The organism is Bacillus sp. FSL L8-0193, from assembly GCF_037976065.1.
GTDB classification, from domain to species: domain Bacteria; phylum Bacillota; class Bacilli; order Bacillales; family Bacillaceae; genus Bacillus; species Bacillus paralicheniformis.
On record NZ_CP150261.1, the window covers coordinates 2,839,344 to 2,864,775 of the forward strand.

Consider the following 25,432-nt stretch of genomic DNA (forward strand, 5'->3'; position numbering starts at 1 on the left):
CATTATCATGCTCTTTCGCTTCATCTAATCAATACAAATCAACTTTATTTGTTTTTTGCTCTCCATAAACGGTACATCATAATCCTCATCTTTTTTAGCGGCTGTTTTGTTTCTAAGTCTGATAAAAACTAAATTTCCTCTGCATATCATTTATATTTATTATGTGAAACATTTTAACAAGCAGAAAGGGGTTGTTTTTGACCGCCTTTCCTCTTAGACAAACAGAGAATATATGAAATCGTCAGCGGAAAGCCGATTTTCTCTTACCAAATCCCGGATACCCGGTGTTGAGCGCAGTCTGCGATGCCGTGAGAATGCGAATGACTGATTCAATGTTATTGCACCACTTTTCTATGAGTTATTTACAAATCATAAATATTACGATTTGTATTTTGAATTATAGACAATCACATCTATAATTTCAATGTTAGCAGACTCCTATTCTTAACACTGCCTGGTTAACCCCTGCGATATTCGTAAGGAGAAGAAAATTCCAGCCGTTGACGTTTTCCAAAGAATGCCCTACAATGAGATCGTAACTTTAACTTTTCAGGAGGATTATTAAAAAATGACACACTCAATGAGACTTCGTTTCCCAACTTTGAACCAGTAATTAAATACGTTCAAAGGCTCTGTTTGTGTATGCAGAGTAAACGGGATCAGTCTGTCCTTTTTTAATAATCTTCAATTTGCATATAAAATTTGTAATTTGTAGAAAGGCGGATCGTTCTGCCTTTCTTTTTTGTTTAATCCTTTTTTTCTAACGGCTGAGAAAGGCTTATTTGGTTATGGAAATACCGCGGCTTCATCCTTAAAGGATGGCTCTTCCCTTTACTCTGAATCACAGGCAGACCGCCTGTGATTTTTTATGATGAGAGGAAGAGGAAACATGAAGAAAAAAAATCATAAGTACAGAGGAAAAAAGTTAAACCGCGGGGAATCTCCGAATTTTTCCGGACAGCATTTGATGCATAATAAAAAATTAATTGAAGAAATTGTGGATCGGGCAAATATTAGCATAGACGATACGGTTTTAGAGTTAGGAGCGGGAAAAGGGGCTTTGACAACTGTGCTAAGTCAAAAAGCCGGTAAGGTATTGGCAGTGGAAAACGATTCTAAATTCGTTGATATACTCACACGTAAAACGGCACAGCATTCAAATACGAAAATTATTCATCAAGATATCATGAAGATTCATTTACCAAAAGAAAAGTTTGTGGTGGTCTCTAATATTCCCTATGCCATCACAACCCCCATCATGAAAATGCTTTTGAACAATCCTGCAAGCGGATTTCAAAAAGGGATCATCGTAATGGAAAAAGGGGCTGCTAAACGTTTCACATCAAAATTCATTAAAAATTCCTATGTTTTAGCTTGGAGAATGTGGTTTGATATTGGCATTGTCAGAGAAATATCGAAAGAGCATTTTTCTCCCCCTCCAAAAGTGGACTCGGCAATGGTCAGAATAACACGAAAAAAAGACGCGCCTCTATCACATAAACATTATATTGCGTTTCGGGGACTTGCCGAATACGCGCTAAAGGAGCCGAATATCCCTCTCTGTGTTGCTTTACGCGGAATTTTTACCCCGCGTCAAATGAAACACTTAAGAAAAAGTCTAAAAATCAACAATGAAAAAACCGTTGGAACGCTCACCGAAAACCAATGGGCGGTTATTTTTAACACGATGACTCAGTATGTAATGCATCACAAATGGCCAAGAGCAAATAAGCGAAAACCCGGAGAAATATAAAGAAAAAAGCTGCTGACTTCCCGTCAGCAGCTTTAGCTATTTCTGGAGGGATTCAGATGTCCCTGTCAACATTCCTTTTGTCCGCTTACAGCTTTCCAGTTAAAAACTGCGCCTCGCCGAGGCCGAAACTCCAATCGGCATCTCCATTTTCTGTGATGGACACCATGACATCTTCAGGTGAAATGCCGCATTCCGCTTCAAGCTTTTCAGCAAGTAAAGCGTACAATTTCTCTTTTTGGCTTTCCGTTCTTGTTTTACTGGTGATGCTAATCACAACCAGATCCTTTGATCTATTCAATCCCAAGCCTGTATCTTGGATAATAAGCTCATTCGCCGGATGCTGATGGACAATTTGATAGCGGTCTTTCTCCGGAACGTTAAACGCTTCTACCATCGCATCGTGTGCGGTATCTAATAATTTTTTTAATGCTTGTTCATCACGGCCTTCTATTAGATCGAAACGTAATAATGGCATTTGTTTATCCCCTTTTTGATCATTTTAAATTTCGTTAGCAAAATAACAAGAAATGATGTCTGTTAACTTGATAAAAACATAACACATAACCAAAATATATTCAACAATTGATAATCTTTTCATCTGCTTTATCAGTATCGAAGATATAAGGTCTGTATTATTAAAAATTAGTTGACACCCGTTCTTTAGGAGATGAGTATGTACATAATAGTTCATCAAAACATGACAATAACATGATCAGAAAACGCTTTTTTTGTCTTCCAGTCAAATGAAATCGAATGCGGTTAAGGCGGAAATTACGAAGACCGCCTCCTTCTTTATCAACACTCTACTTATTTCTAAAAAAAAGGGACAAGCTTTCTCAACTCGAATATGATGAAAATAATAAAAACAAATAAAGGGATAAACCCAACCAAGCTAAAACTTGTAAGCATAATAAGCTCCTTTCTTCATATATCCATTTAGTCCCTGCTCCAGTTTACGTTATCCACATTTTAAAAATATAATATAGATGTAAATGATATATTAAAAACAGATTTGTATACAAAAAAATCACCATCCAAGATTACGGATGGCGATTTTCTATTATTCAAGGTTGGCATGATTTCCATACATGTTATGAGTATTCAGCCCTTTCATTTCCATGATTCGCAATATGATAGCGTCATAATACAATAAAAGAGTCTGTTCAAAAAGCGAGCCCATCGGTTGTATCGTCTGTTTATTGCCTGTCGTTTGATCTTTTGGGGAGCCGGGCAGCTGCAGTATCAGGTCAGATATTTCAGCTATCGGCGAATCTGGAGAGATCGTAACTGTCGCTACAGTGCCTCCGATATCTTTTGCCTTTTCCGCCATATGAAGCAAACTTTCTGTTTTCCCTGATCCCGTGCCCACGATAAGCAAGTCTTTTTCGGTAAATACCGGTGTTACGGTTTCCCCTGTTACAAACGCATTGATCCCCATGTGCATTAATCGCATAGCAAATGATTTCCCCATTAAACCGGAGCGGCCTGCACCGGAAACAAACACTTTTTCAGAAGACATGATAGTGGATATTAAGTCTTCTATACCTTCCGCTTGATTTTGAGACGTTGCATGATCAAGCTCTGCGATGATCGCTTTTACATAATCATAAGTCTTCATGTTTATTGGATCATCTGCTTCATTTTTGCGGCTGCCGCAGCTTTATCGTCTTGATTTGCAATACCGCCCCCGACAATAACCAAATCAGGTTTTAATTTAACGACTTCGGGCAGTGTGTCTAATTTAATTCCGCCTGCAATAGCCGTTTTAGCGTTTTTCACAACATTTTTAATCGTCATTAAGTCTTCAAATGAATTTTGGCCAATGGCTTGAAGGTCATAACCGGTATGGACACAAATATAATCGACACCAAGCTCATCCAATTCCTTAGCACGCGATTTGATGTCTTTAATCCCAATCATATCCACCAGGATTTTGTTCCCTTGCGCTTTCGCCTCTTCTACAGCGCCTTTAATAGACATGTCTTCAGCAGCCCCTAAAATGGTGATGATGTCGGCTCCTGCTTCTGATGCTTTCATCACTTCATACCCCGCCGCATCCATAATCTTAAGGTCTGCCAGCACTTTCAAATTCGGGAAAGCGGCTTTCATCTCTTTCACTGCACGGAGTCCTTCATTTATCACAACCGGCGTACCGATTTCTACAATATCAATGTATTCTTCTACTTCTTTTACTACTTCGATGGCTTCCGGTATATTGACTAAATCTAATGCTAACTGTAATTCCACTTACAATCACTCCTGTTTGAATTAAGAATTCCGCGGATTATTCTTTTCATATTTTGTTACATCAAGAGTATAACAAGGGGAAAATTCCATTAATAGTACGCACTTTTTTTTTACATACTATACTTTTCCTCATATGGTACAGAAAAAGATACTGTCTCCAAAACAGTATCTTAAAGTCAACCATTCTATTCATCATCTTTTGAAAAGTTCGTTTCTATATAATTTTTACCCCATTCATACATCGCCTCTAATATAGGCATTAAACTTTCTCCTTGTTTCGTTAGGGAATATTCAACTTTTGGGGGAACAACCGGATATACTTCCCTATGTACAATATGATCCTCTTCTAATTCACGCAGCTGATTCACCAGCATTCTTTGCGTAATGCCGGGCATCAAAGCTTTTAATTCTCCGAACCTTTTCGTACCTTCTTTTCCTAAAAACCACAAAATCAGCATTTTCCACTTACCGCCGATAATGTTGAGCGTCAGCTCCTTCTCACAATTAAATGTTTTATTTTCCATTCGTGACATATGAATTCTCCCCTTATGAAATGACTAAACAATGAACATCTATCACATCATTGTAAAAGAACTTTGTTTAACTAATCAATCATCGCGTTTTTCCAGATTCCATTATTCACCATATCATCATGCGGATTTGCCCATCATGTCATTGTCAATCTTCTTATCCATTCGGGTGAAGGAAACATGACAAGTGTCATGTTTGAAGCATGATGTGTGCTACTACAAAGACATCTCTCTGTACCGTAAACTTAACTTAAGACCCATTTATGAGAGGATAACTTTACTATGACTGAACAAACCACCACACACAAACAAAAACAGTTAACAAAACAGGTTGCTGCATTTGCCCAGCCTGATACCAAAAACAGTCTCATTCAGCTCTTCAATACGTTTATTCCTTTCTTCGGACTGTGGTTTCTTGCCTACCTCAGCCTCGATGTCTCCTACCTCCTTACATTAGGAATAACGGTGATTGCCGCAGGGTTTTTGACGAGAATTTTCATTATTTTTCACGACTGCTGCCATCTTTCCTTTTTCAAACAAAAACGCCTTAACCACATTCTCGGCTTTTTGACAGGCGTTCTGACTTTATTTCCTTATCTTCAATGGCAGCACAGCCATTCGATTCATCATGCGACAAGCAGCAACCTAGATAAACGCGGAACAGGCGATATCTGGCTGCTGACGGTAAACGAATATAAAGCCGCACCTCTACGCACAAAAATCGCATACAGACTTTACAGAAATCCGTTTATCATGTTTATTCTCGGACCAATTTATGTCTTTCTGATCACAAACCGCTTTAACAAAAAAGGTGCAAGACGGAAGGAACGTGTGAACACATACCTTACCAACCTTGCAATCGCGGCATTGGCTGCTGTTTGCTGCCTGATCTTTGGCTGGCAATCGTTCTTGCTCGTACAGGGTCCGATCTTTCTGATCTCAGGTTCGATCGGCGTTTGGCTGTTTTATGTTCAGCATACATTTGAAGATTCTTATTTTGAAGCGGATGAAAACTGGAGCTACGTTCAGGCGGCTGTGGAAGGAAGTTCATTTTATAAACTACCGAAACTGCTTCAATGGCTTACAGGCAATATCGGGTACCACCACGTTCACCATCTGAGCCCAAAGGTGCCTAACTATAAACTTGAAATCGCACATGAGCAGCACGAACCACTAAAAAACGTCCCGACCATCACTTTAAAAACAAGCCTGCAATCACTCGCGTTCCGGCTTTGGGATGAAGAAAAAAAGCAGTTTGTAACCTTTCGGGACATGAAACAAACATCTTCCCATCTTCCGCAGGATTCAACGGAAAAACAGAAGCTGCGAAAGAACGCCTGACGATGAGGAGGTCTTCTTATATCAACAAGAAGGCTTCCTTATTTATTGTCGGATGATGCAATCCGGCTCAGGCAATGGTAAAGTTACTCTAAAGATGAAAAGCTGAAAACGAGGTTATATCATGTTCAAAAAGCACTTTGCATTTCAAAAACTTAACGGGATCTCACCGTATATATGGACGATATTTTTCATCCTGCCCTTCTACTTTATCATGCAATCATCATCTACCCTTGTCATCGTCGTCGGCATCATTTTGACACTTTTATTTTTTGCGGTATACAGATTTGCTTTTGTTTCAAAAGGCTGGGACATTTATTTGTGGGCGTTTATATTAATCGGCATTTCAACCGCCTCGATTATGCTGTTCAGCTATATTTATTTTGCTTTTTTTATCGCGTATTTTATAGGGAACATAAAAAAACGAGCCCCTTTTCACATTTTATATTATGTTCATTTAATAAGCGCAGCCGTCGCTGCCAACTTCAGTCTCGTGTTAAAAAAAGAATTTTTTCTGACACAAATTCCTTTTGTGGTCATCACTCTCATCAGCGCGATTTTATTGCCGTTCAGTATTAGAAGCCGCAAGGAGCGCGAACGCCTCGAAGAAAAACTCGAGTATGCTAATGAACGGATTGCCAATTTGGTAAAATTAGAAGAGCGGCAGCGGATTGCCCGCGACCTTCACGATACACTTGGGCAAAAGCTGTCTCTGATCGGTTTAAAAAGCGACTTGGCGAGAAAATTAATTTACAAAGATCCCGATCAAGCCGCGCGTGAACTGAAAAGCGTTCAGCAAACTGCGAGAACTTCTTTAAATGAAGTAAGAAAAATTGTATCCTCCATGAAAGGCATTCGGCTCAAGGATGAAATGATCAACATCAAACAAATTCTTGAAGCAGCCGACATTGCGTTCATCTATGAAGAAGAAAAATTGCCGGAAAATATCTCATTGCTTAATGAAAACATATTGAGTATGTGCTTAAAGGAAGCTGTCACTAATGTCGTCAAACACAGTCAGGCTAAAACCTGCCGCATTGACATCCAGCAGCTCTGGAAGGAAGTTGTCATTACAGTGACTGACGATGGAACGTTTCAAGGTGAAGAGAAGTACTTTTCAAAAGGACACGGCTTGCTTGGCATGAGAGAACGGCTTGAATTTGCAAACGGAAGCCTTCACATTGATACAAAAAACGGCACCAAGCTTACCATGTCAATTCCTAATAACTCAAAATAAACAAAAAAGGATGGCTTGCATGATTAGTATATTTATTGCGGAAGATCAACAGATGCTCTTGGGCGCTTTAGGATCACTACTGAATTTAGAAGATGATATGGAAGTCGTCGGCAAAGGCACAACCGGACAGGATGCCGTTGATTTCACAAAAAAACATCGGCCTGATGTATGCATTATGGACATTGAAATGCCGGGAAAAACGGGACTTGAAGCTGCTGAGGAACTAAAGGATACAGGCTGCAACATTATTATCTTAACCACTTTTGCCCGCCCCGGTTACTTTCAGCGGGCCATTAAAGCAGGTGTTAAAGGCTATTTGTTAAAGGACAGCCCAAGCGAAGAGCTTGTGAGCGCCATCCGCAGCGTCATGAAAGGAAAGCGGATCTATGCGCCTGAATTGATGGAAGACATGTACAGTGAGGCCAATCCCCTCACAGATAGAGAAAAAGAAGTGCTCGAACTTGTGGCTGACGGAAAAAACACAAAAGAAATCGCCCAAGAACTCAGCATCAAAAGCGGAACCGTGCGAAATTATATCTCAATGATTCTTGAAAAGCTTGAGGTCAAAAATCGGATCGAAGCCATTACCCGTTCAAAGGAAAAAGGCTGGTTTAAATAAAAAGAGAATCTTGGCATATCTCCAAGATCCCCTCGACGAATCAGCCGCTCCCACGGCGGAAACGTTCCTTTTCTACACGAACATCTTCTTCACAAGCTCGCGGTTGCGCTCTTTGAAAACCTCATTATGTGACGACACCATCGCACTCTTGTGTGCTTCGGGATCGATAAAGCGCTTGGCGCTGTTGACCGCGTTTGCCGCATCCTGAAACGCTCCGGCGATCAAGTGCAGCTTGCCTTCATAATGCACAATATCCCCTGCCGCATACAGTCCGGGCACGGAAGACTGGCAGTTGGCGGTACCTTTAATATAATAGTCATCAACCCTGGTAATATGAAGTCGGCTGTTCTCCAGCAGTGAGGTGTCGCGTTCATAGCCGTGGTTGATAACCACTTCGTCGACAGGCAGCTCCATCACCTCACCGGTTTGAGCGTTCGTGAGCTCGACCCGTTCGATCACCTCATGATCTTCCGAAGCGATCAGCTTGGTAATCTGTGTATGGAAGAAGCAGCTCACCGAGCTGTTCAGCAGCTGATCCACCTGGGCCTCATGCCCGCTGAGCGCATCTTTGCGGTAAGCGAGGTAGACCTTTTTCGCTACAGGTTCGAGCTCGTTGGCCCAATCGACAGCCGAATTGCCGCCGCCTGATACTATGACCGTTTTATCTTTAAAATGGTGCAGCGATTTGACCGTATAATTCAGATTGGACACTTCAAAGCGCTCTGCTCCTTCAATCTGAAGCTTTTGCGGATTGAGGATGCCGCCGCCCACGGCAACGATGACCGTCTTGGACAGATGCACCCCTGAGGCAGCCGTATGTAACTCAAACAACCCTTCTTCATTGCGGGCAATCGATTCAACTTTCTCATTCAGCAGCACTTCAGGATGAAATGTTAGCCCCTGCTGCACGATCTGTTCTATCAGCCTGGCTCCGGAAATCGGCGTTAGCCCCCCGACATCCCAGATCATTTTTTCAGGATATACGTGAACCTTTCCGCCCAGCATCGGCTGATATTCGATAATCTTCGTTTTCATTCCCCGCAGTCCGCTGTAAAAGGCGGAATATAAACCGGCCGGACCTCCGCCGATCACGGTCACATCAAACACTTCATTTCTGCTCATCGCTCTTCACTCCCGGTATATGTCATGAGTTTACACCCTCAATCGTAAATGATTATCATTATCATTAAGTGTACTTTGATTGCTTCGTTTTTACAATCCATTTTAATAAAAAGTTCATTCTTCGCCACTTCATTTTCGCCTCCCCCTCTTTGCGCTCGTTCTTCACGGGATGCCGCCGCTTCCCCATTCCGCAGCATGTAAGCAGTTCCTATATCTTACATTGACAAGGGTATGCTTCCTGCATAGAATGAAAATGATTATCAACTTCATTTAGGAGGAAACAAAGCATGATAAGCGGAAGGATTAGTTCGAAAATTAAAATTACTTTTGTATTAATGCTCGCCTTTTCTATTTTATTGGCCGGATGTACAACCTCAGGAAATTCAACAGAGAAAACGCATGAAAACATGGTCACAATGGCTTGGCCTAGAGATATTGGCGAGATGAATCCGCATGTGTATAATCCTTCCCAATTATTTGCCCAGTCGATGGTATATGAACCTTTGGTTACCTATGAAGCGGGAGGAAAGCTTAAACCGCATTTAGCCGAATCTTGGGATATATCAAATGACGGTAAAGTATATACGTTTCATTTACGTAAGAATGTAAAATTTTCAGATGGGACAACGTTTAATGCAAAAATTGTGAAGAAGAATTTTGATTCCATTTTAAAACATACTGAATTACACAGCTGGTTAGGGTTTCTTTCAAAAATAGCCCAAACAGAAGTAATCGATGATCATACATTTAAATTGACATTAACTGAACCATATTACCCGACCATTCAGGAACTAGCCGTAGTACGGCCGGTCCGGTTTTTGGGAGAAGCCGGCTTCCCTAAGGACGGCGATACATCAAAGGGTGTCGCAAAACCGGTAGGTACGGGCCCGTGGGTATTGGAAGAGCATAAAGCTGATGAATATGCGGTTTTTAAACGCAATGAACATTATTGGGGTGAAAAGCCAAAAGTCGAGAAAATCAAGGTGAAAGTCATCCCGGACGCCGAAACAAGGGTGCTTGCATTTGAAAAAGGCGAGCTTGACCTCATTTACGGCGAAGGCGTTATCAGTTTGGATGCATTCAAGCAGCTGCAAGCGACAGGCCAATATGAAACAAGCCTTTCTGAACCGGTGGCGACGAGACAGCTTGTCATGAATACGAAAAAAGAACAGCTCTCTGATGAGCGCGTGCGTCAAGCCCTCCACTATGGTTTTGACAAAGAAGCCTTGGTAAAAGGCATCACCTCCGGGTTAGAAGAAAAAGCAGATCATATTTTGCCGACAGACTTCCCATACACGTCTGATATTGATGTAAAGCAAATCAACTATGATCCAGAGAAAGCAAAAGCGCTATTAGATGCGGCAGGCTGGAAGCTTCCGAATGGCAAGACGGTGCGCGAGAAAGACGGAAAGCCTCTTGAATTTAGTTTAATGTATGATTCAGCGGAATCCATTCAAAAAACAATGGCCGAAACGCTGCAGGCAGAATGGGCGGCGATCGGGGTAAAGCTGAATCTTGAAGGTGTAGAATTGGCAACCCAAGTCAAACGGTTTAAAGCGAATGAGTTTGATATGAACTTCTTTAGCAACTATGGTGCGCCTTATGACCCGCACACATTTTTAAACATTGTCTCCTCCAAAGGATTCGGATTTAATGAAGCGATTTCAGCCTATCCAAACAAGGACGAGCTGATCAAGCAGATGGCAAAGGTACCTCAAACGACTGATGAAAAAGAGCGGCAGGAGCTTTACTCATCTATTTTAAAATCCCTTCAAGACCAGGGAGCCATCGTTCCTGTTTCTTATATTAAAAAGACGGCGATATATCAAAAGAATATCAGCAACTTTACGTTCCCTGCCAATCGTGACGAACATCCATTTACAGGGATTCGCATCAAGCAGCAACACTAGGAGGCTTTTATGGGCAACTATATATTGAAACGAATCATGTCTATTATTCCAGTGTTTCTTTTAGCTGCACTTCTCACAACTGGAATGATTCATCTCTCACCGGTTGACCCAGCTGAAGCATACTTAGCCGCAGCACATATCCAGCCAACCGATGAAATTTTAGCGCAAAAAAGACATGAGTTTGGCTTGGATCAGCCATTCTTTATTCAATATGTAAACTCTGTATTGAAGATATGCCAACTTGATTTTGGCATATCTTATGTTTCGAATCAGCCGGTTTGGGATGAAGTTGCACACCGAATGCCGGCGACGATCGAGCTCGCGCTTGGGAGTTTAATGATTGCGGTGCTTGTCAGTGTGCCGCTAGGCTTCTTAGCGGGAATTAAAAGAAACGGTGCAGTTGATCATATCAGCCGCTTCATTTCCTTTTTCGGAGCATCCATCCCGACTTTTTGGTTAGGGTATATGCTGGGTTTTTTCTTTTCTGTTCAGTTAGACCTTTTGCCGGTAGAGGGAATCGGGACATGGCAGCATCTTGTACTGCCGTCGATGACTTTGGCGCTTCCTTTAATCGCGATGTATACAAGGCTGCTCCGTGCAAGTGTCATCGAAAACCTGCAAGAACCCTATGTGCAATTTGCTCGCATAAGAGGAATGACGAGGATGAACATTATGGCCAAACATGTATTGCGAATGGCCATTTCTCCGATGATTACGGGGCTGGGAATGAACCTTGGCAAGCTGCTCACCGGCACAATTATTGTTGAAGTCGTTTTTTCTTGGCCGGGCTTTGGCCGTTATTTTATTGAGGCCATTTTCAATCGGGACATCCCTGTCATTCAATGCTATGTGTTCTTAGCCGCCGCCTTTTTTATATTGAGCAACTTAATTGTTGACCTCATTCAAATGTATATTGACCCGCGCATTTCAAGGAAAGAAGGACAGCATCGATGATAAGTATACGCAAGATTTTCAAAGGCCCAAAAGTGATCGCAATCTGCACCATCATATTAACCGTCCTTTTTATCATCGCTGTATTCGCCCCTTGGATTGCGCCGCATCACCCTGCTGATGTCCATTTGGTCTATAAGCTGCAGCCTCCGTCCTGGACGTTTCCTTTAGGAACTGATCATCTGGGAAGATGCAACTTATCCCGCCTTTTGTACGGCGCCCGGATTTCTCTTGGATTCGCGATGCTCATTTTCATTTCCTCACTCGTTATCGGCCTCATAATCGGGACGATCTCAGGGTATAAAGGCGGCTGGATTGATCAGCTGTTAATGAGATGCTGCGATGGTGTGATGGCCTTTCCGAACTTAATTTTAGTTCTTGGCCTCGTGGGCATATTCGGTCCTGGACTTCCTCAAGTCATTGTGGCCCTCATGCTTGTGCAATGGGTCTATTATGCAAGAATTTTTAGAGGAATGGTGCTTAGTCTGAAAGAGGAGAATTTTATTGCGGCGGCAAAAATCAATGGATCTTCCCAATGGAAAATTATTAAACAGCATATTATCCCTAATGTCCTCCCTCCCCTCGTCGTCATCGGCACGTTGGAAATGGGCTGGGCCATTATGGATATCTCCGCCATGTCTTTTCTCGGATTAGGCGTCCAGCCCCCGGCAGCTGAATGGGGAGCGATGATTCATGAAGGTAAATCGTATATTCGGACGAACCCCGAGTTAATGATTTATCCAGGGCTGATGATCATGGTTGTCGTTGTGACGTTCAATTTATTGGGCGAAGCCTTATCAGATCAATACGGCGTCAAACGTCGATGATAAAAAGGAATGAGGAAGTTGGGAACAGAACAATCAACAGTACTTCAAGTCAGAGATTTGCATGTGCAGGTTCACAATCAAAAAGGAAATTCAACTATCGTTCAAGGGATTAATTTTGAACTGAAGCGCGGACAGGTTCTTGGTTTAATTGGTGAGAGCGGTTGCGGAAAAACGGTAACGAGCATGTCTATTCTTCAGACGCTTGATCCAAAAACAACCAAGGTGGAAGGAAGTATTGCATTGCGGGGCCGGGAATTGAACGGATTAGCAGAACAGGACATGCGTAAAATCCGCGGCAAAGATATAGCCTATATTATGCAGAATCCGATGAACGCTTTTACACCCGTTTTTACGATCGGCCAGCAAATGATCGAATCGATTCGCTCTCATACATCTTTTAGCAAAAAACAGGCGAAAGAGCTCGCGACCGAAGCACTGCATCATGTAAACCTCCCCCACCCCGCTAAACTTTTGCATTCTTACCCTTTTCAATTAAGCGGCGGAATGCTTCAACGGGTCATGATTGCAATTGCAGCATGCCTGGAGCCGGCCGTTCTTATTGCGGATGAACCCACAACTGCGCTCGACGTGTTTAATCAGAAGACGGTGCTGAAATATTTAGACGGCTTGCGATCTGAATTCGGCACGGCGATTTTGCTTATATCTCATGATCTGGGCGTCATTGCTGAAATGGCCGATGAAGTCGCTGTGATGCAGAATGGGAGAATTGTAGAAAATGGAGATGTGTTTCAGCTGTTTGATGAACCAAAACATGACTATACAAAGAAGCTGTTAAGTGCACGGTTGACTTTGCCAATGGATCAACTTGCCACTTGAGTCAGTATGAAGAAGACCTGCATTTGATATGGGGTGAACAAGTGAGTTTATTACAAGTGAAAGACGTCACTCATCATTATACGGCGCGCAAATTGTTCAAATGGAAAGCTCCATCGAAACAAGTCCTTTCCAATGTCAGCTTTTCAATTGAAGAAGGCGCATGTCTGGGCATGATTGGACCAAGCGGAGCCGGGAAAAGCACATTGGGAAAAGTGATGCTCGGTTTGGAACGGCCGCAATCAGGCCAAATCTTTTTTCAAGGTCATGATCTATATAAAGCCGAGCAATCCATCCGGCGGAAAATCCGCCGCGACCTTCAAGCTGTTTTTCAAGACTCATATTCTTCCGTCAACCCGCGAATGACGGCGGAACAAATCATAGCAGAACCGCTGGAAAACTATGAAAGGCTCACAATCGCCGAGCAAAAACGGACCATTATCGAGCTGTTGGAAAGAGTAGGCTTAACTGAAGAGGATTTAACAAAATATCCGCATCAATTCAGCGGCGGCCAATTGCAGCGAATTAATATTGCAAGAGCAGTCTCGCTCAAGCCGAAGCTGATCGTATTGGACGAGTCTGTCAGCAGCCTGGACATGGTAACCCAAACGCTTATATTGGATTTATTAAAAGAGCTCAAAAACGATTTTGGAATGTCGTATTTCTTTATAACGCATGATTTAAAAGCCGCCTATCAATTAAGTGATACACTAGGTATTTTAGATCACGGCCAATTGACCGGGCTTTACGAGAAAGATCGGTTTTTAAAGTCAGATCACCCGGTTGTAAAAGAAATGAAGCGTTCCATACTGGCAGAGCATCCGCGATTTCGTTCGATCGGAACAAGAGCGCTTCAGCAATAAACTTGCCGGGACCAATTCAAACCTTTTCTCTGAAATGAGCTTCTTTAATTCACGTTTGTGAAAAATAAATGAGGGCTTCCAATCATGAAGCCCTCATTTATTTTTGAAAATCTATCATTTGGCGTAATGCCCCTTTTAGAGGCTGCGGTTCCTTGTTGACCAGGCATGCATTTTCACCTAATGTCAATAGTAGGCTTAAGATATACATCCGATAACCCTAAAAAAAGTTCACATACCAACAAATGAGGTGAAAAATGGTGAATAATCGATTCCGCGTGGGAGAAGTAGCACGGCTTTTCAAGCTGCCCGCATCGACTCTGCGTTACTATGATGAAATCGGACTGTTCAAGCCAAAGTATACTGACCCTGAAACATCCTATCGATATTATGGTGTTGAACAATTTCAGGTTCTGGATACCATTATTTTTTTAAGGAAAAATGGATTTTCGTTAAAAGACATTCAGCATCAGTTAGATAAAAGGACTCCGGAAACGACGATGGATATTTTGAAGAAGAAGCTTGAGGAAGTGAGGATGGAAATTTGCCGGCTCCAACGCAGTGCGGCGAGGATCGAAAACAAAATTTCCACAATCGAAGAAGGAATAAAACTTGCCGGTCATCCTGCTTTAACATTTCAGTATTTCCCAAAACGGCCTGTTTCCTATCTGTATTTTGACAAACCTGTCGATCTGATAGAGGAAGGCGACGACATCTATTTAAAGGATAGAGAAACGCTTTCGAGCCAGTCGATCGAGAATAACGGCTTCTTCACCGGAGACATCGGAACGATCGTGGATATGGAAAGCTTGAAGCAAGAAGGACCTGTAAAATACATCGGCTTATTTGAATTGCTGCACGGCGAAAACAGCAATGAATATTTAAACGAAGGTTTGTATGCAAGCTATCCTCATATTGGCCCCTACGAGGACATGAGAAAAAGTTATCAGCTTGTTTTACGTCAGCTGAAAGAGAAAGGATATAAACTTGAAGGAATCCCCGTTGAGATTTCCGTTCTTGATGAGGCTGTCATCAAGGAGTCCGATCATTTTGTCACTTTAATCCAAATTCCGGTGACAAAGTTTTGATTGACCTTCAAGTAACTTGAAGGTTTAGAATACTCCTGTAGCTCATTATAGGAGGAATACATGATGACAGAAACACATCAGCAGCTAATGAAATTACCAGTTAATCAAGTGTTTTTTAAATATTTCATCCCTGCAACGCTTGGATTACTCTTGATGTCAGCGAATATTTTAATTGATGGCCTATTCGTTGGAAATGGGATTGGAACCGCAGCACTGGCTGGAGTGAACCTTTCCTATCCGGTCATTTCTTTGATTATGGCCATCTCTCTGTGGGTTGGGATAGGCGGAGCAACGAAGTACTCTATCAGCATCGGGGAGAATCGTCCTCAAAAGGCAAGCAGCGTTTTTTCTCTGGCTCTCTTCTCTACACTAATCATCAGTGCGCTTTTAGGGGTGTTCGGGCTTTTCAATATTCAAGCCATTTCCCTATGGCTTGGCGCTAACTCCGACACCTCTTCTTACGTCATAGAGTACTTAAACATCATGTTTTTATTCGGCTGGGTCATCGCATTAGAACAGGTCTTAAGTATTTTTGTAAGGAATGACGGCAGTCCAAAGCTTTCGATGATAGCTCTTGCAACAACATCGATTGTGAATATCATTCTGAATTTTTATACAATCATGATTTTGAACATGGGGGTAACAGGTGCTGCGATTTCAACGGTGCTTGGCGGATTCGCCGGACTGCTTGTATTATCCCTGCACTTCTTTAACCGTCAAGCGCAACTGAGAAAGCTGGCGTTTCAGTGGTCCCGGAAATCCCTTCTGCATATCTTTGCCATCGGGTTTCCAAGTTTTCTGGCGGAGGCCGGGCTCCTCATATTTGTAACAGGGTATAACCTGGCGATGTCCGAATTGGCAGGCACGGGAGGGGTCGCTGCCTTCTCGGTCATCAACTACCTTCACGGGTTTATGTTCCTGTCCTTCTTCGGCATTGAAATGGCGCTTCAGCCAATGATCAGCTATTATCATGGTGCTGAAGAAAGCGAACGAATCAAAAGCAGCATGAAGATTGGGGAGAAGACCGCTGTTATCCTGGGAATTCTTTTGCTCGTTATCGGTTGGGTGGCTGCACCGTTCCTTGTAGGTTTATTCGGAATAGAATCAACCGAAATCCAGGAGCTGGCCATCGATGGAATCCGCCTATTTTTTATCGGGTATATCTTCCTTGGCTATAACTTTGTCTATATGAGTTACTTTCAATCCATTGGCCGGGCCGGCTCATCGGCTTTGATCATCATATTGCGAAGCTTCGTGTCCCTTCTCATCCTGCTTTGGATTTTGCCTAAGTTTATTGGCGTCACGGGAGTTTGGCTATCCTTGCCGCTTTCCGAGTTTTTTGTCGCCGCCCTCCTCTTTTTCATGACGAGAAAACATGTGATGAAAACAGGAAATCCCGTGTTTGGCAAGGGATGATTTTACAGCCGGGAGTTTCCTCCCGGCTTGTTTCCTATATCTAAGGACTGCATTCATCAATTGAAGATTCAAACAATAATACTTGTCCCTCCTATTTGAAGGTAATGATAGAATACAGGCGCCTGCCTGTCACAGTCTTCGTACGCTGACACGTTCGGCGTAATCGGCAAGTTAAATGTCGTCCTTTGCTAGTTACAGTCCGACAATGGATAGGTAAAGTTATAACTGTCCCGCCAATAAGGCAGGATGGAATGACGACCAAGTGAGCGAAGGTGCAGAAAGTTAAAGGAGTGCTCATACGTATGATGTCTCATAATCGAATTAAATTCCCGGCAGGTTTTGGGCGGGATTGCGTCACTTAGGAATTAACGCCTCTGACGTGCTCCGAAAAGCCCAGCTGCCGCTCACCATGATGACTGAACCAGTTGTCACCGCCGCCCAATACCTCGCGATCTGGCAGGCGTATTCCGATCTCGTTGATGATGTTTCCAAAGGAATCATCAAGCTTGCGACCGGCTTTGAGCCGGCACATTACCCTCCAGCCGTATTAGCGGCTTACCATGCTCGTGACTACCGCGACGCGCTAAAGCGAATGGCCCGCTATAAACAATTGTGCCCTCCCGAAAGCTTGCGTATCACCGAGGAAAGTGAGCACTGCACAATCGAACTGGAATGGTTGGATGATAAGCAACCCGGTCCGCCGCTCTTGATTGGCATTACACTGGCATTTCTTCTGGAACTCGGGCGCCGGGGTACAGGTCAGCCGTTGACAGCGAAGTCGGTCGAGTTTGCACACCCAATGGGCGACATGCAGGCGCTTGAAGCATACTTCGGCTGCCGTATCCGGAGCGGTGCAGATCGGAATCGGCTGACGCTGCATCGAGGAGATCTGGACCGCCCCTTTGTCTCGTATAATGCAGAGTTGCTGGAGATTCTGACTCCCGTGCTGGATCAATCGTTGAATGATCAGCAAAATAGCCTTTCAATCACTGAAGTGGTCAAGTGGATCATGAAACGCACGCTCACAGGAGGGCACCCAGACATTCAGACTGTCGCGGGCGAATTGGGAATGAGCGGCCGCACCTTGCAGCGCCGGCTTACTGATGAAGGCACTAGCTTCAAACAGCTGTTGATCCAAGTCAGACATGAGCAGGCGCGGGAATACTTGGCAGACCCTTCGCTCGATATTAAAGAAGTGGCCTTTCTGATCGGATATGAAGATCAGAACTCGTTCTACCGGGCCTTCCGCCTCTGGGAAGGCGAGACACCTTCTAATTGGCGTAAGCAAACCCGGCTGAATGGACTTAACTAGAATAGGAGAAATGTTTGATGGATATGGGATTAAAGAACAAAACAGCTTTAGTTACAGGATCGACGAAAGGGATAGGAAAAGCCATCGCTATTGAACTTGCCAAAGAAGGTGTTCATGTCCTCATTAACGGACGAAATGAGGAAGAGGCAGAACGAACAGTCAATGAAATAAAATCAGCTTTTCCTGCCACCTCTCCCCAAAACGCCGCGGCTGACATCGTGGATATTAGGCAAAGGGAAGCTTTATTTAAAAAATACCCTCAAATCGATATTTTAATAAACAATATGGGCATTTATGAAATCATGGAATATGAGGACGTTGACGATGAAATATGGGAAAAATACTTCCGCACCAACGTTCTGGCTGCAAACGGTTTAACTAAATTTTATTTGCCTAAAATGCTGAAAAGTGATTTTGGCCGCATCATCTTTATTGCAAGTGAAGAAGCGATGATGCCTTCAGGACAGATGCCTCAGTATTGTATGACAAAATCAATGCTATTATCATTGTCAAAAAGCTTATCTAAATTAACAATCGGAACAGAAGTGACGGTCAATACGATCATGCCGGGGCCGACGCTCTCTGAGAATGTGAAGCAAATCATTGAGGGAATGTACCCTGATGAAGGAATGACTTTTTCAGAAAAAGAGAAGAAATTCATGACCACAAACCTGCCTCAATCCGAAATACAGCGATTTATCAAACCTATTGAAATCGGCAGACTGGCGGCATTTGTATGCAGTCCTTATGCATCTGCATTTAAAGGGTCTCCGATCCGTATGGACGGGGGAATGGTGCCGACTATTTTTTAAGATCTCCTGTTCAAGATAGACTTCGTCAAAACGAAAAACAAGCTGGCGGCAGTAAGCGCCAGCTTGCAGCTTATGATGAAGATCAGCTTCTCCCCTTTTGATCAAGTTTCAACTGAATACTGTTGGACTTATAGATGATCTTCACTTTATACTTGCTTGGCAATCCTCTGGTTTCGACGGAAGAAAATGAGCCATGACGCTTGCGGAAGGTTATGACCGCCGATCCATCAGCCGGAACGTAATTGTCTGTAAAATTGAGACGTAATGTCCCCTTTAATCTTGCTTTTCCTTTAATTTTCAACTGATCTTTTTTACCGCTGAGATGAAGTTCAAGTATTCCTTCAGCAGATTGTTTGTAGTCTCCCCCGATCATCAGTTTTCCCGGCACATCTTCCCTAAGGGTGCCTCTTCCCAGTGAAACATCACCTCTCCCGAAAGCTGTCTCCGAACCGCCCTCAAGCGTCCCTTGATCAATCCGTGTACCGCCGGAATATGTATTTTTCCCTTCCAGCTTCAAAGTGCCTGTCCCCTTTTTGGTCAGCTTTCCAGCGCCGGAGATGTCGTTGCGCCAGCGATCCGTTGCATGGAAGCCGCCTTTGGCAGCATCCATCTTCACGGTAACATCTTTGGTCAAAGCACCATACCCATCTGCGGCGGAAAAGAGATTAAGCCTTCCCCATCCTTCCGCATCATCAAGAACAGGATAGCCGGCCGGAAGACCGGTAGTGGCTAAAATCAAACGGCGCTGCTTTTTATCAAGGTAAGGAAAACGCGTTTCCAGCAGGACTTCGGCTCCCTTTGGAACTGCCATTAGTTTAGCGGTTGTCTTCATTTGACGAAATCCATATGTCAATCGTTCCGTATATTGTTTTTTATTCGTTTCATAATCGCTGTATCTGTCTTCGCCTGTACCGGTTTGCGTTAATAGTTTACGATGAGCTTCATCATAAGCCGTTTTCTTCAATTTTTCATTGTCGGGATCGGACAGGATCGCAGCCGACAACGCTGTTGCCATGACCCTTCCCCCCATAACGTCCAGCGGGGAATGCATACCGGCAACAATCCGGTTATGACCGAGTTCAGAAGCGCGAGTCAGCAGCTCCTGATAACGCTCTGGTATCGCATAGGCCATGGCAAAAGCGCTGAGATATGCGGCGTTCGTATGTCCGCTTGGAAAACCTCCGTCTTTGTTCGGATCAGGATTGATGACGGGAATAAGCGTTGGAACAATGATCGAATTGTCTTTCCAGCGAAACGGACGGGGATAATTGAAATAGCCTTTAGCCGGATTCGATGAAGAATAGTTGCCGCGTAAAGTATTGACCAAGCTCACGACATGTCCAAGTTCCGAACTGGTGCTGCCTGAATTGGTTCCTTCATCATGATATTTTTTTATCGAGGCATCTGCCGGGATGCTGATGATCGTTGTCGTCGCTCCCGCGTTCATTCGATAGACGTCAGCAAGCTTCCCGAGGCCGTCAATAACACTGTAGCTCTGGCCCCTCCGATCATCAAAATATGCAGCATTTTCCTCAAACATCATGCGGTGTTCAGCAATATCCACGACTTTTTGGATGTTGGCATCCAACACTCTTCTGTTCAGTTTAGTACCGGCATTCCACGTCTTTCCGGGGATCCAAAGTTTATTAAATTCGGAAAGCACCCCGATGACTGGATTGGATTCCACCGTCATATTAGCAGAGATATTATTTTTGTAATGATCTACGAAAAATCCGGAAGACTGCGGCGAAGCTGCAGTTGTTGGTTTAGTTGCCGCGCTCGCATCGCCTACAACCAGAGAACTTAGAAGAAGTGCCAAAGAACAGACAGCTATCAGTAAATGCTTCCTCATCCTTAATCGTTTCATTCTCACATCATATCCCCCTTGCTCTTAATCTCCCAACCATCAAGTTCTATATGATCGTATCGTAAATTTGTTAAATCAAATGGCTTGATTTTATTAATGTTTTGTTTATATTTTTCAACGTTCTCTCTAAACAGTTGAAAGATCGTGTATACGCAAACATCGGATTGAAGGCACTGTCAGAGCTTTTTTGGATTCAAAGAAAAAAAGCGCATCCCGCAGGCCGCAAAGGATCTTGGTGAGTTATGTGTCATGCTTGGAAGCGGGAGTGTTTAAAGTGAGAAAGATACCGGCCTAATAGGTAAATGAGAGACAATAAAAATAAGGGGTCTTCGGAATATATCGTGGAATTCATATTTTAATTGCTTGATAAAAATCACATCATAAATCGGATTATATAGTGTAATAATGGATTAATTAAACCCTATTATAATCAGAATCTTTTAAAAAATAACTTGAAAAACATTTTAAATCGAATTACCTTATCTAAGAAAGGAGGATTAAATATGAAAATAACTATTGAAGAATTACCTGAATCAAGGATTGCTTATTTCCGAAATGTTGGGGAGTATGGTGAAAAGCAAAACAAAGAATTAATGGAGAATTTTAAAAAGTGGGCAAAATCGAATGGTGTATTTGATAATTCTACAATTTTAGGCATACCACAAGATAACCCAGAGATTACTCCTAAAGAGGAATGTCGTTATGATGTTTGCGTTGTTATAAATAAAGATTTTAATGTGGAAAAACCAGCTCATGTTGGTGAATTTTCTGGTGGGAAATACGCTGTTTTCTTGCTTGACCATACAAAAGAGGCAGTCAGTGAATTTTGGGGCAATATTTTTTCTGAGATAGAAAGAAATAATCTATCAATAAGAGAACAACCAATTATAGAAAGATATACCTCACAAATGATTGATAATCATTTGTGTGAAATATTAGTTCCTATACAGTAACGAAGCAGGGACATTTCCTACCTTCTGTTTAAAGGATGAACAACATGACAGACCTACTATGTATTTCAGATCTAACTGCAGTTGAAGCAGTCGAGGTAATGATATAATAAATTTTACCTTCTTGTTTGTCAAACATTTTTCTGAATTCAGTTAGTGACGGTAGACATACTGACGACATAGCGGGACACGGTAGACTTCGGAAAAGCGGGCTAAAGAAACGGAAGGTTTTCACTAAAGTACATATCAAGAACTTCGTTATATGAAAAAGAGCTGTATTGACAGCTCTTTTTGGTTTCATAAATTAACGCTTCTTCGCAACCAGATATTCAACGACAGGAAATATAACCATTCCCAAGCTTAACACAGCTAACAAAAATATATTAATGGTTCCGTTCACTAATTGATCAGCAAACACAGCTAACAATATCGCAAATAACAGAATAAAATAACTGATTTTCGAGCTTTTCTCGAGAACTTTTTGATCAAGTTCATCACTTTGATCTTCTTCCTTCTTATCCTCCCTAGCCATTACAGAAAAAAACATCATGAAAAATATCGATATCGTTATAATTTCATTGAAACCCACATCTTTTCCTGACATCATTTTGTAAGTTGTGTAAGCTATTGCGATGAGAGTAGCAATACCAATTATAATTGCACCAATTTTCCGCGTGCTCATTTTTCTATCTCTCCCTCATTTAAAAGTAAATATCAAAATTAAAGGCGGAAAACATTGTGAAGAAAAAAGAAAATTCAATAGAGAGGACAGATCTTAAAACCCAGCCCCTCTCTCCTAATCTTTAAAGCGCTTATGAACTTGACCGAAATCCATTTACACTTATTTATTTTCCTTCTCTAAAAACGCCATAACCGCTTTTGTCATATTCTGTGCTTCTGCCGGCGCATCCGGTGAGCCGAACATCTTATTTAAATCACTGTGAGATAAGCTGTTGACCCGATACACAAAATCCGTTGCTTTCGCTTTGTTTACGGTTTCCGCGAATTTGTAGACGGCGGGGTCTTCCCAGCGGGTCACAAGATAGGCAGGCGGTAATTTTGAGTTGTTGATGTAGGAGAGCGGCGAAGCTTCTGTCCATACCTTTTCGTCGGAACCGAACACTTTTTGATAAGACGGGATCGCTTCGATGAATCGTTTCATATCCAAGGGTCCATCTAAAACTACAATCGAATTGAGCGAGGCCGGCGTGAGGCCGACACGATTTAAATATGCCGGATTTGCGGCAATTAAGGCGGCCAAGTGCCCTCCTGCCGAATGTCCCATAACATTGATTTTTGACGGATCGATTTGATATTCATCAGCATGATCCATCACCCATTTAACAGCCTTAGCCGCATCATCAGCCATCTCTTCATATTGAACATCGGGATGAAGCCGATAGTTGACAGATACGAAAACATAGCCGTTTTCCGTGAACAATGCCGGCTTCGAAGCAGCCCTGCTTTTGTCGCCGCTTGTCCACCCTCCACCGTGAAGATAGATGAGAACAGGATGTTTTTCACCCTCGTTTATTTGCGGTGTATAAATATCCAATGTTTGTCTGTCGTCTTTTGCGTAATGAACATTTTCAGCATTCTTGTTGGAAGTACAGGCGATCAAGCCAATACACAGAATCGCCACCCCTGTCCATTTGATGAATCCTCTCAAGTTTAAAAACACCTTTCTTCTTTAGCCAGTATATTTTAAAACGTCTCACGGAACATTCCGGGAATGCTCATCTGTTAATCAGTTTTAAGGCGGCGGAACATTAGCATATGTTTCTAATTATAAACAGAAACAAGAAACTTACAAATTTTAAAATCAATGAGAGAATTAAAGGTTTTTACTGTCGAGGGCTGTAAACCTGCGAGGAAAATATGAGAGGCTGCATTCGCAAAAGCGGCCTGAAAAAGTATTAGACAATTAAGCCGGCAAGAAAAGTACTCCCCGTCATATCGGGGAGTACGATTTTTATGAGTCCTGTGATAGATGGTCGTCTGCTTTTTCTTCGAGCCGAAATGACAGCAAACATATCACGGCTGACTGTAAATCCAACCATTTAAAAACATAGTGGCAGTTCTTCTAAAGCTCTCATCAGAAAATTGCCTTTCCATTTGATCTGCTCCCTTTCACCTTTGATCTCTATATGTTCAAAGCGGCGCAGCAATGTTTGAATTGCGATTTTGGCTTCCAGCCGGGCAAGCGGTGCGCCGAGGCAAAAATGGCTGCCATGGCCAAAGGCAAGGTGGCGGTTATCCTTTCTTTCAATATCAAAGCGGTCGGCATTCGGGAAGACCGTGTCATCGCGGTTGGCTGACGCTAATGAAACGATGATCACATCTTTTCGCTTAATCTCCTGCCCGTGCAATGTAAATGGTTCGGCCGCCCAGCGCAGGGTGGTTAATTCCACTGGACTGTAAAATCTGAGCGCCTCTTCAATGGCTGAGTCGATTAAATCAGGATTTTGACGAAGCTTTTCCAGCTGATCAGGGTGGTTCAGCAAGGCAAAGGTCATATTGGTTATTAAGTTTACCGTCGTTTCATGTCCTGCAACGATAAGGAGCATAATCGTCGAATACAGCTCTTCTATGCTTAATCTCGTTCCTTCGCTTTCTGCCTGAATGAGCGAACTGACTAAATCTTCAGCCGGCTCCTCCCTTTTTTTGCGGACCAAATATTCCAGGTATTCAGCGAATTCGCCTATTTTATGCTTGTATTCCTCCAGGCTTTCAGGAGTGTCGGAAAAATCAATAATCGCCTGGGACCAAACCCTGAATTTTTGCCGATCTTCAACTGGAATACCAAGCATCTCACTGATCACGATAATCGGCAGGGGAAAAGCGTAGTCGTCTACAAGATTCATAGAATGGTTCGGTTCTGCTTCATCCAATAAGGAATCAGCGATTTGTTGGATTCTTCCTTCGAGCTGCAATATCATCCGGGGAGTAAATGCTTTCTGAACAAGGGACCGCAAACGGCCGTGGTCAGGAGGATCTAAGTTGAGCATATGCTTTGATAAAGGTTCTTCATTTCCCAGAGCGGAGAAGTTTTCTAATTCTTCTTCTGTAAACACATTTTCGTAGTTTTTCTTCATTCTTGCATCCTTTAATATACGAACCGCGTCATCGTACCTCGTAATGAGCCAGCCCTCACCCAGATCTCCCATGGATACGGGATAAACAGAACGAGAGCCGCGTGTGTTTTTGTAAAAATCGTACGCATTATGTTTAAATGCAGCAGAAGATAGTTCTTTTTCAGATAATATGGTAGAGACTTTTTGATGTTTTGAAGACATTTTTACAACCTCCATCTCCGAAAAATTGTTATTATAAACCTACCTTTACATATTAAACCACACATTGACTGATTTCATGATACCAAAAGCGTCATTCTGCTAAATTCGATCGACAGGGTTCGGCCGAACGGCCTCTCCCCTTTATGCTTTGCCTTTGGAGGAGCTGGTTTTCGCCATAACTTTTCTTCAAGCCCGTCTCCGTAAATCTAAAGCTTTCAGCCCTGTTCACGCATGCGCAGCAGTTCGTTTTCCTGCGTTTGATCAAAGGTTTTGGTTAGAAAGCGACATGGAGCTTGAGGATGGCTCGCTGGAAAAGTCAAACGGATTGCTTCATCGCAAAACCTCCTTTGCCATTCTGAACACTCATCAACTAATGAACATGTGTTTATTATAAGTTGGGGCAACTTTCAAATTCAATCGGCAATCAAGCGATGGATGTTCATTAATGAACACCTTCCGGAAT

At 42.8% G+C, this 25,432-nt stretch carries 23 protein-coding genes and 1 pseudogene; 14 read left to right on the forward strand and 10 right to left on the reverse strand.

Translation table 11 applies throughout. From position 1 onward, the window contains the following. Positions 1-216: 216 nt before the first annotated feature. Positions 217-333 (reverse strand): annotated as a pseudogene (locus tag MHH76_RS14230) (porphobilinogen synthase); the annotation flags it as partial. A gap of 556 nt (positions 334-889) precedes the next feature. Between MHH76_RS14230 and MHH76_RS14235 the strand changes: the two are divergent. Beyond that, positions 890-1,753: a 23S rRNA (adenine(2058)-N(6))-methyltransferase Erm(D) gene (locus MHH76_RS14235; RefSeq protein WP_025811090.1), complete on the forward strand. Its 864-nt coding sequence runs from the start codon at positions 890-892 to the stop codon at positions 1,751-1,753. Between the two features lie 85 nt (positions 1,754-1,838). On the opposite strand, the gene MHH76_RS14240 is transcribed toward MHH76_RS14235, so the two are convergent. From MHH76_RS14240 to MHH76_RS14255, 4 genes are all read right to left on the reverse strand, one after another. Next, complete coding sequence (locus tag MHH76_RS14240; protein ID WP_003183782.1) at positions 1,839-2,228, reverse strand: tautomerase family protein; 390 nt, start codon at positions 2,226-2,228, stop codon at positions 1,839-1,841. Between the two features lie 585 nt (positions 2,229-2,813). Next, positions 2,814-3,371, reverse strand: coding sequence for a 6-phospho-3-hexuloisomerase (gene hxlB / locus MHH76_RS14245; RefSeq protein WP_020452330.1), 558 nt, complete (start codon positions 3,369-3,371; stop codon positions 2,814-2,816). 2 nt (positions 3,372-3,373) lie between these two features. Further along, positions 3,374-4,000, reverse strand: a complete 627-nt coding sequence (gene hxlA / locus MHH76_RS14250; RefSeq protein WP_003183787.1) for a 3-hexulose-6-phosphate synthase — start codon at positions 3,998-4,000, stop codon at positions 3,374-3,376. Positions 4,001-4,185: 185 nt separating this feature from the next. After that, positions 4,186-4,533: a winged helix-turn-helix transcriptional regulator gene (locus tag MHH76_RS14255; RefSeq protein WP_003183789.1), complete on the reverse strand. Its 348-nt coding sequence runs from the start codon at positions 4,531-4,533 to the stop codon at positions 4,186-4,188. 279 nt (positions 4,534-4,812) lie between these two features. Between MHH76_RS14255 and desE the strand changes: the two genes are divergently transcribed. The 3 genes from desE (at position 4,813) to desR (ending at position 7,724) form a co-directional block, all read left to right on the forward strand. After that, positions 4,813-5,871 carry a fatty acid desaturase DesE gene (desE, locus tag MHH76_RS14260; protein ID WP_020452331.1) on the forward strand — a complete coding sequence of 353 codons (1,059 nt, stop codon included), beginning with the start codon at positions 4,813-4,815 and terminating at the stop codon, positions 5,869-5,871. A gap of 121 nt (positions 5,872-5,992) precedes the next feature. Next, entirely contained in the window at positions 5,993-7,105 is a 1,113-nt protein-coding gene (locus tag MHH76_RS14265; RefSeq protein ID WP_020452332.1) for a sensor histidine kinase, read from the forward strand. A 19-nt stretch (positions 7,106-7,124) separates the two neighbouring features. Further along, positions 7,125-7,724 carry a two-component system response regulator DesR gene (gene desR, locus MHH76_RS14270; protein WP_020452333.1) on the forward strand — a complete coding sequence of 200 codons (600 nt, stop codon included), beginning with the start codon at positions 7,125-7,127 and terminating at the stop codon, positions 7,722-7,724. A gap of 72 nt (positions 7,725-7,796) precedes the next feature. Here desR and MHH76_RS14275 read toward each other — a convergent pair whose 3' ends face one another. Beyond that, positions 7,797-8,846 (reverse strand): NAD(P)/FAD-dependent oxidoreductase, encoded by a 1,050-nt coding sequence (locus MHH76_RS14275; RefSeq protein ID WP_025811089.1) that lies wholly within the window; start codon positions 8,844-8,846, stop codon positions 7,797-7,799. A gap of 287 nt (positions 8,847-9,133) precedes the next feature. On the opposite strand from MHH76_RS14275, the gene nikA reads away from it, so the two are divergent. The 9 genes from nikA (at position 9,134) to MHH76_RS14320 (ending at position 18,856) form a co-directional block, all read left to right on the forward strand. Then, positions 9,134-10,756, forward strand: coding sequence for a nickel ABC transporter substrate-binding protein (gene nikA / locus MHH76_RS14280; protein WP_020452335.1), 1,623 nt, complete (start codon positions 9,134-9,136; stop codon positions 10,754-10,756). Positions 10,757-10,765: 9 nt separating this feature from the next. Beyond that, on the forward strand, positions 10,766-11,710 hold the full coding sequence (gene nikB, locus MHH76_RS14285; RefSeq protein ID WP_025811088.1) for a nickel ABC transporter permease subunit NikB: 945 nt from the start codon (positions 10,766-10,768) through the stop codon (positions 11,708-11,710). Next, the gene (gene nikC, locus MHH76_RS14290; protein WP_023855330.1) at positions 11,707-12,534 is read left to right on the forward strand and encodes a nickel ABC transporter permease subunit NikC; all 828 of its coding nucleotides are present in this window, start codon (positions 11,707-11,709) and stop codon (positions 12,532-12,534) included. Before nikB ends, nikC begins: the two co-directional genes overlap by 4 nt. An 18-nt stretch (positions 12,535-12,552) precedes the next feature. Beyond that, the gene (gene nikD / locus MHH76_RS14295; protein WP_020452338.1) at positions 12,553-13,371 is read left to right on the forward strand and encodes a nickel import ATP-binding protein NikD; all 819 of its coding nucleotides are present in this window, start codon (positions 12,553-12,555) and stop codon (positions 13,369-13,371) included. A 41-nt stretch (positions 13,372-13,412) separates the two neighbouring features. After that, positions 13,413-14,231, forward strand: a complete 819-nt coding sequence (gene nikE / locus MHH76_RS14300; RefSeq protein ID WP_020452339.1) for a nickel import ATP-binding protein NikE — start codon at positions 13,413-13,415, stop codon at positions 14,229-14,231. A 254-nt stretch (positions 14,232-14,485) separates the two neighbouring features. Continuing rightward, on the forward strand, positions 14,486-15,316 hold the full coding sequence (locus MHH76_RS14305) for a MerR family transcriptional regulator (RefSeq protein ID WP_206761307.1): 831 nt from the start codon (positions 14,486-14,488) through the stop codon (positions 15,314-15,316). Positions 15,317-15,376: 60 nt separating this feature from the next. Further along, a complete protein-coding gene (locus MHH76_RS14310; protein ID WP_020452341.1) occupies positions 15,377-16,732 on the forward strand; it encodes an MATE family efflux transporter in 1,356 nt (451 codons plus the stop codon). Between the two features lie 409 nt (positions 16,733-17,141). Then, entirely contained in the window at positions 17,142-18,044 is a 903-nt protein-coding gene (locus MHH76_RS14315; protein WP_229029916.1) for an AraC family transcriptional regulator, read from the forward strand. Positions 18,045-18,061: 17 nt separating this feature from the next. Next, positions 18,062-18,856 (forward strand): SDR family oxidoreductase, encoded by a 795-nt coding sequence (locus MHH76_RS14320; protein ID WP_020452343.1) that lies wholly within the window; start codon positions 18,062-18,064, stop codon positions 18,854-18,856. Between the two features lie 82 nt (positions 18,857-18,938). On the opposite strand, the gene MHH76_RS14325 is transcribed toward MHH76_RS14320, so the two are convergent. Further along, positions 18,939-20,723: a phosphatase PAP2 family protein gene (locus MHH76_RS14325; RefSeq protein ID WP_020452344.1), complete on the reverse strand. Its 1,785-nt coding sequence runs from the start codon at positions 20,721-20,723 to the stop codon at positions 18,939-18,941. 503 nt (positions 20,724-21,226) lie between these two features. On the opposite strand from MHH76_RS14325, the gene MHH76_RS14330 reads away from it, so the two are divergent. Further along, positions 21,227-21,676: a GyrI-like domain-containing protein gene (locus MHH76_RS14330; RefSeq protein ID WP_025811085.1), complete on the forward strand. Its 450-nt coding sequence runs from the start codon at positions 21,227-21,229 to the stop codon at positions 21,674-21,676. Positions 21,677-21,977: 301 nt separating this feature from the next. On the opposite strand, the gene MHH76_RS14335 is transcribed toward MHH76_RS14330, so the two are convergent. The 3 genes from MHH76_RS14335 to MHH76_RS14345 all read right to left on the reverse strand — a co-directional run bounded on the left by MHH76_RS14335 (position 21,978) and on the right by MHH76_RS14345 (position 24,969). Next, positions 21,978-22,355 (reverse strand): hypothetical protein, encoded by a 378-nt coding sequence (locus MHH76_RS14335; protein ID WP_025811084.1) that lies wholly within the window; start codon positions 22,353-22,355, stop codon positions 21,978-21,980. A 159-nt stretch (positions 22,356-22,514) separates the two neighbouring features. Next, on the reverse strand, positions 22,515-23,342 hold the full coding sequence (locus tag MHH76_RS14340) for an alpha/beta hydrolase (protein WP_025811083.1): 828 nt from the start codon (positions 23,340-23,342) through the stop codon (positions 22,515-22,517). Positions 23,343-23,733: 391 nt separating this feature from the next. Next, a complete protein-coding gene (locus tag MHH76_RS14345) occupies positions 23,734-24,969 on the reverse strand; it encodes a cytochrome P450 (RefSeq protein ID WP_025811082.1) in 1,236 nt (411 codons plus the stop codon). Positions 24,970-25,432: the final 463 nt, after the last annotated feature.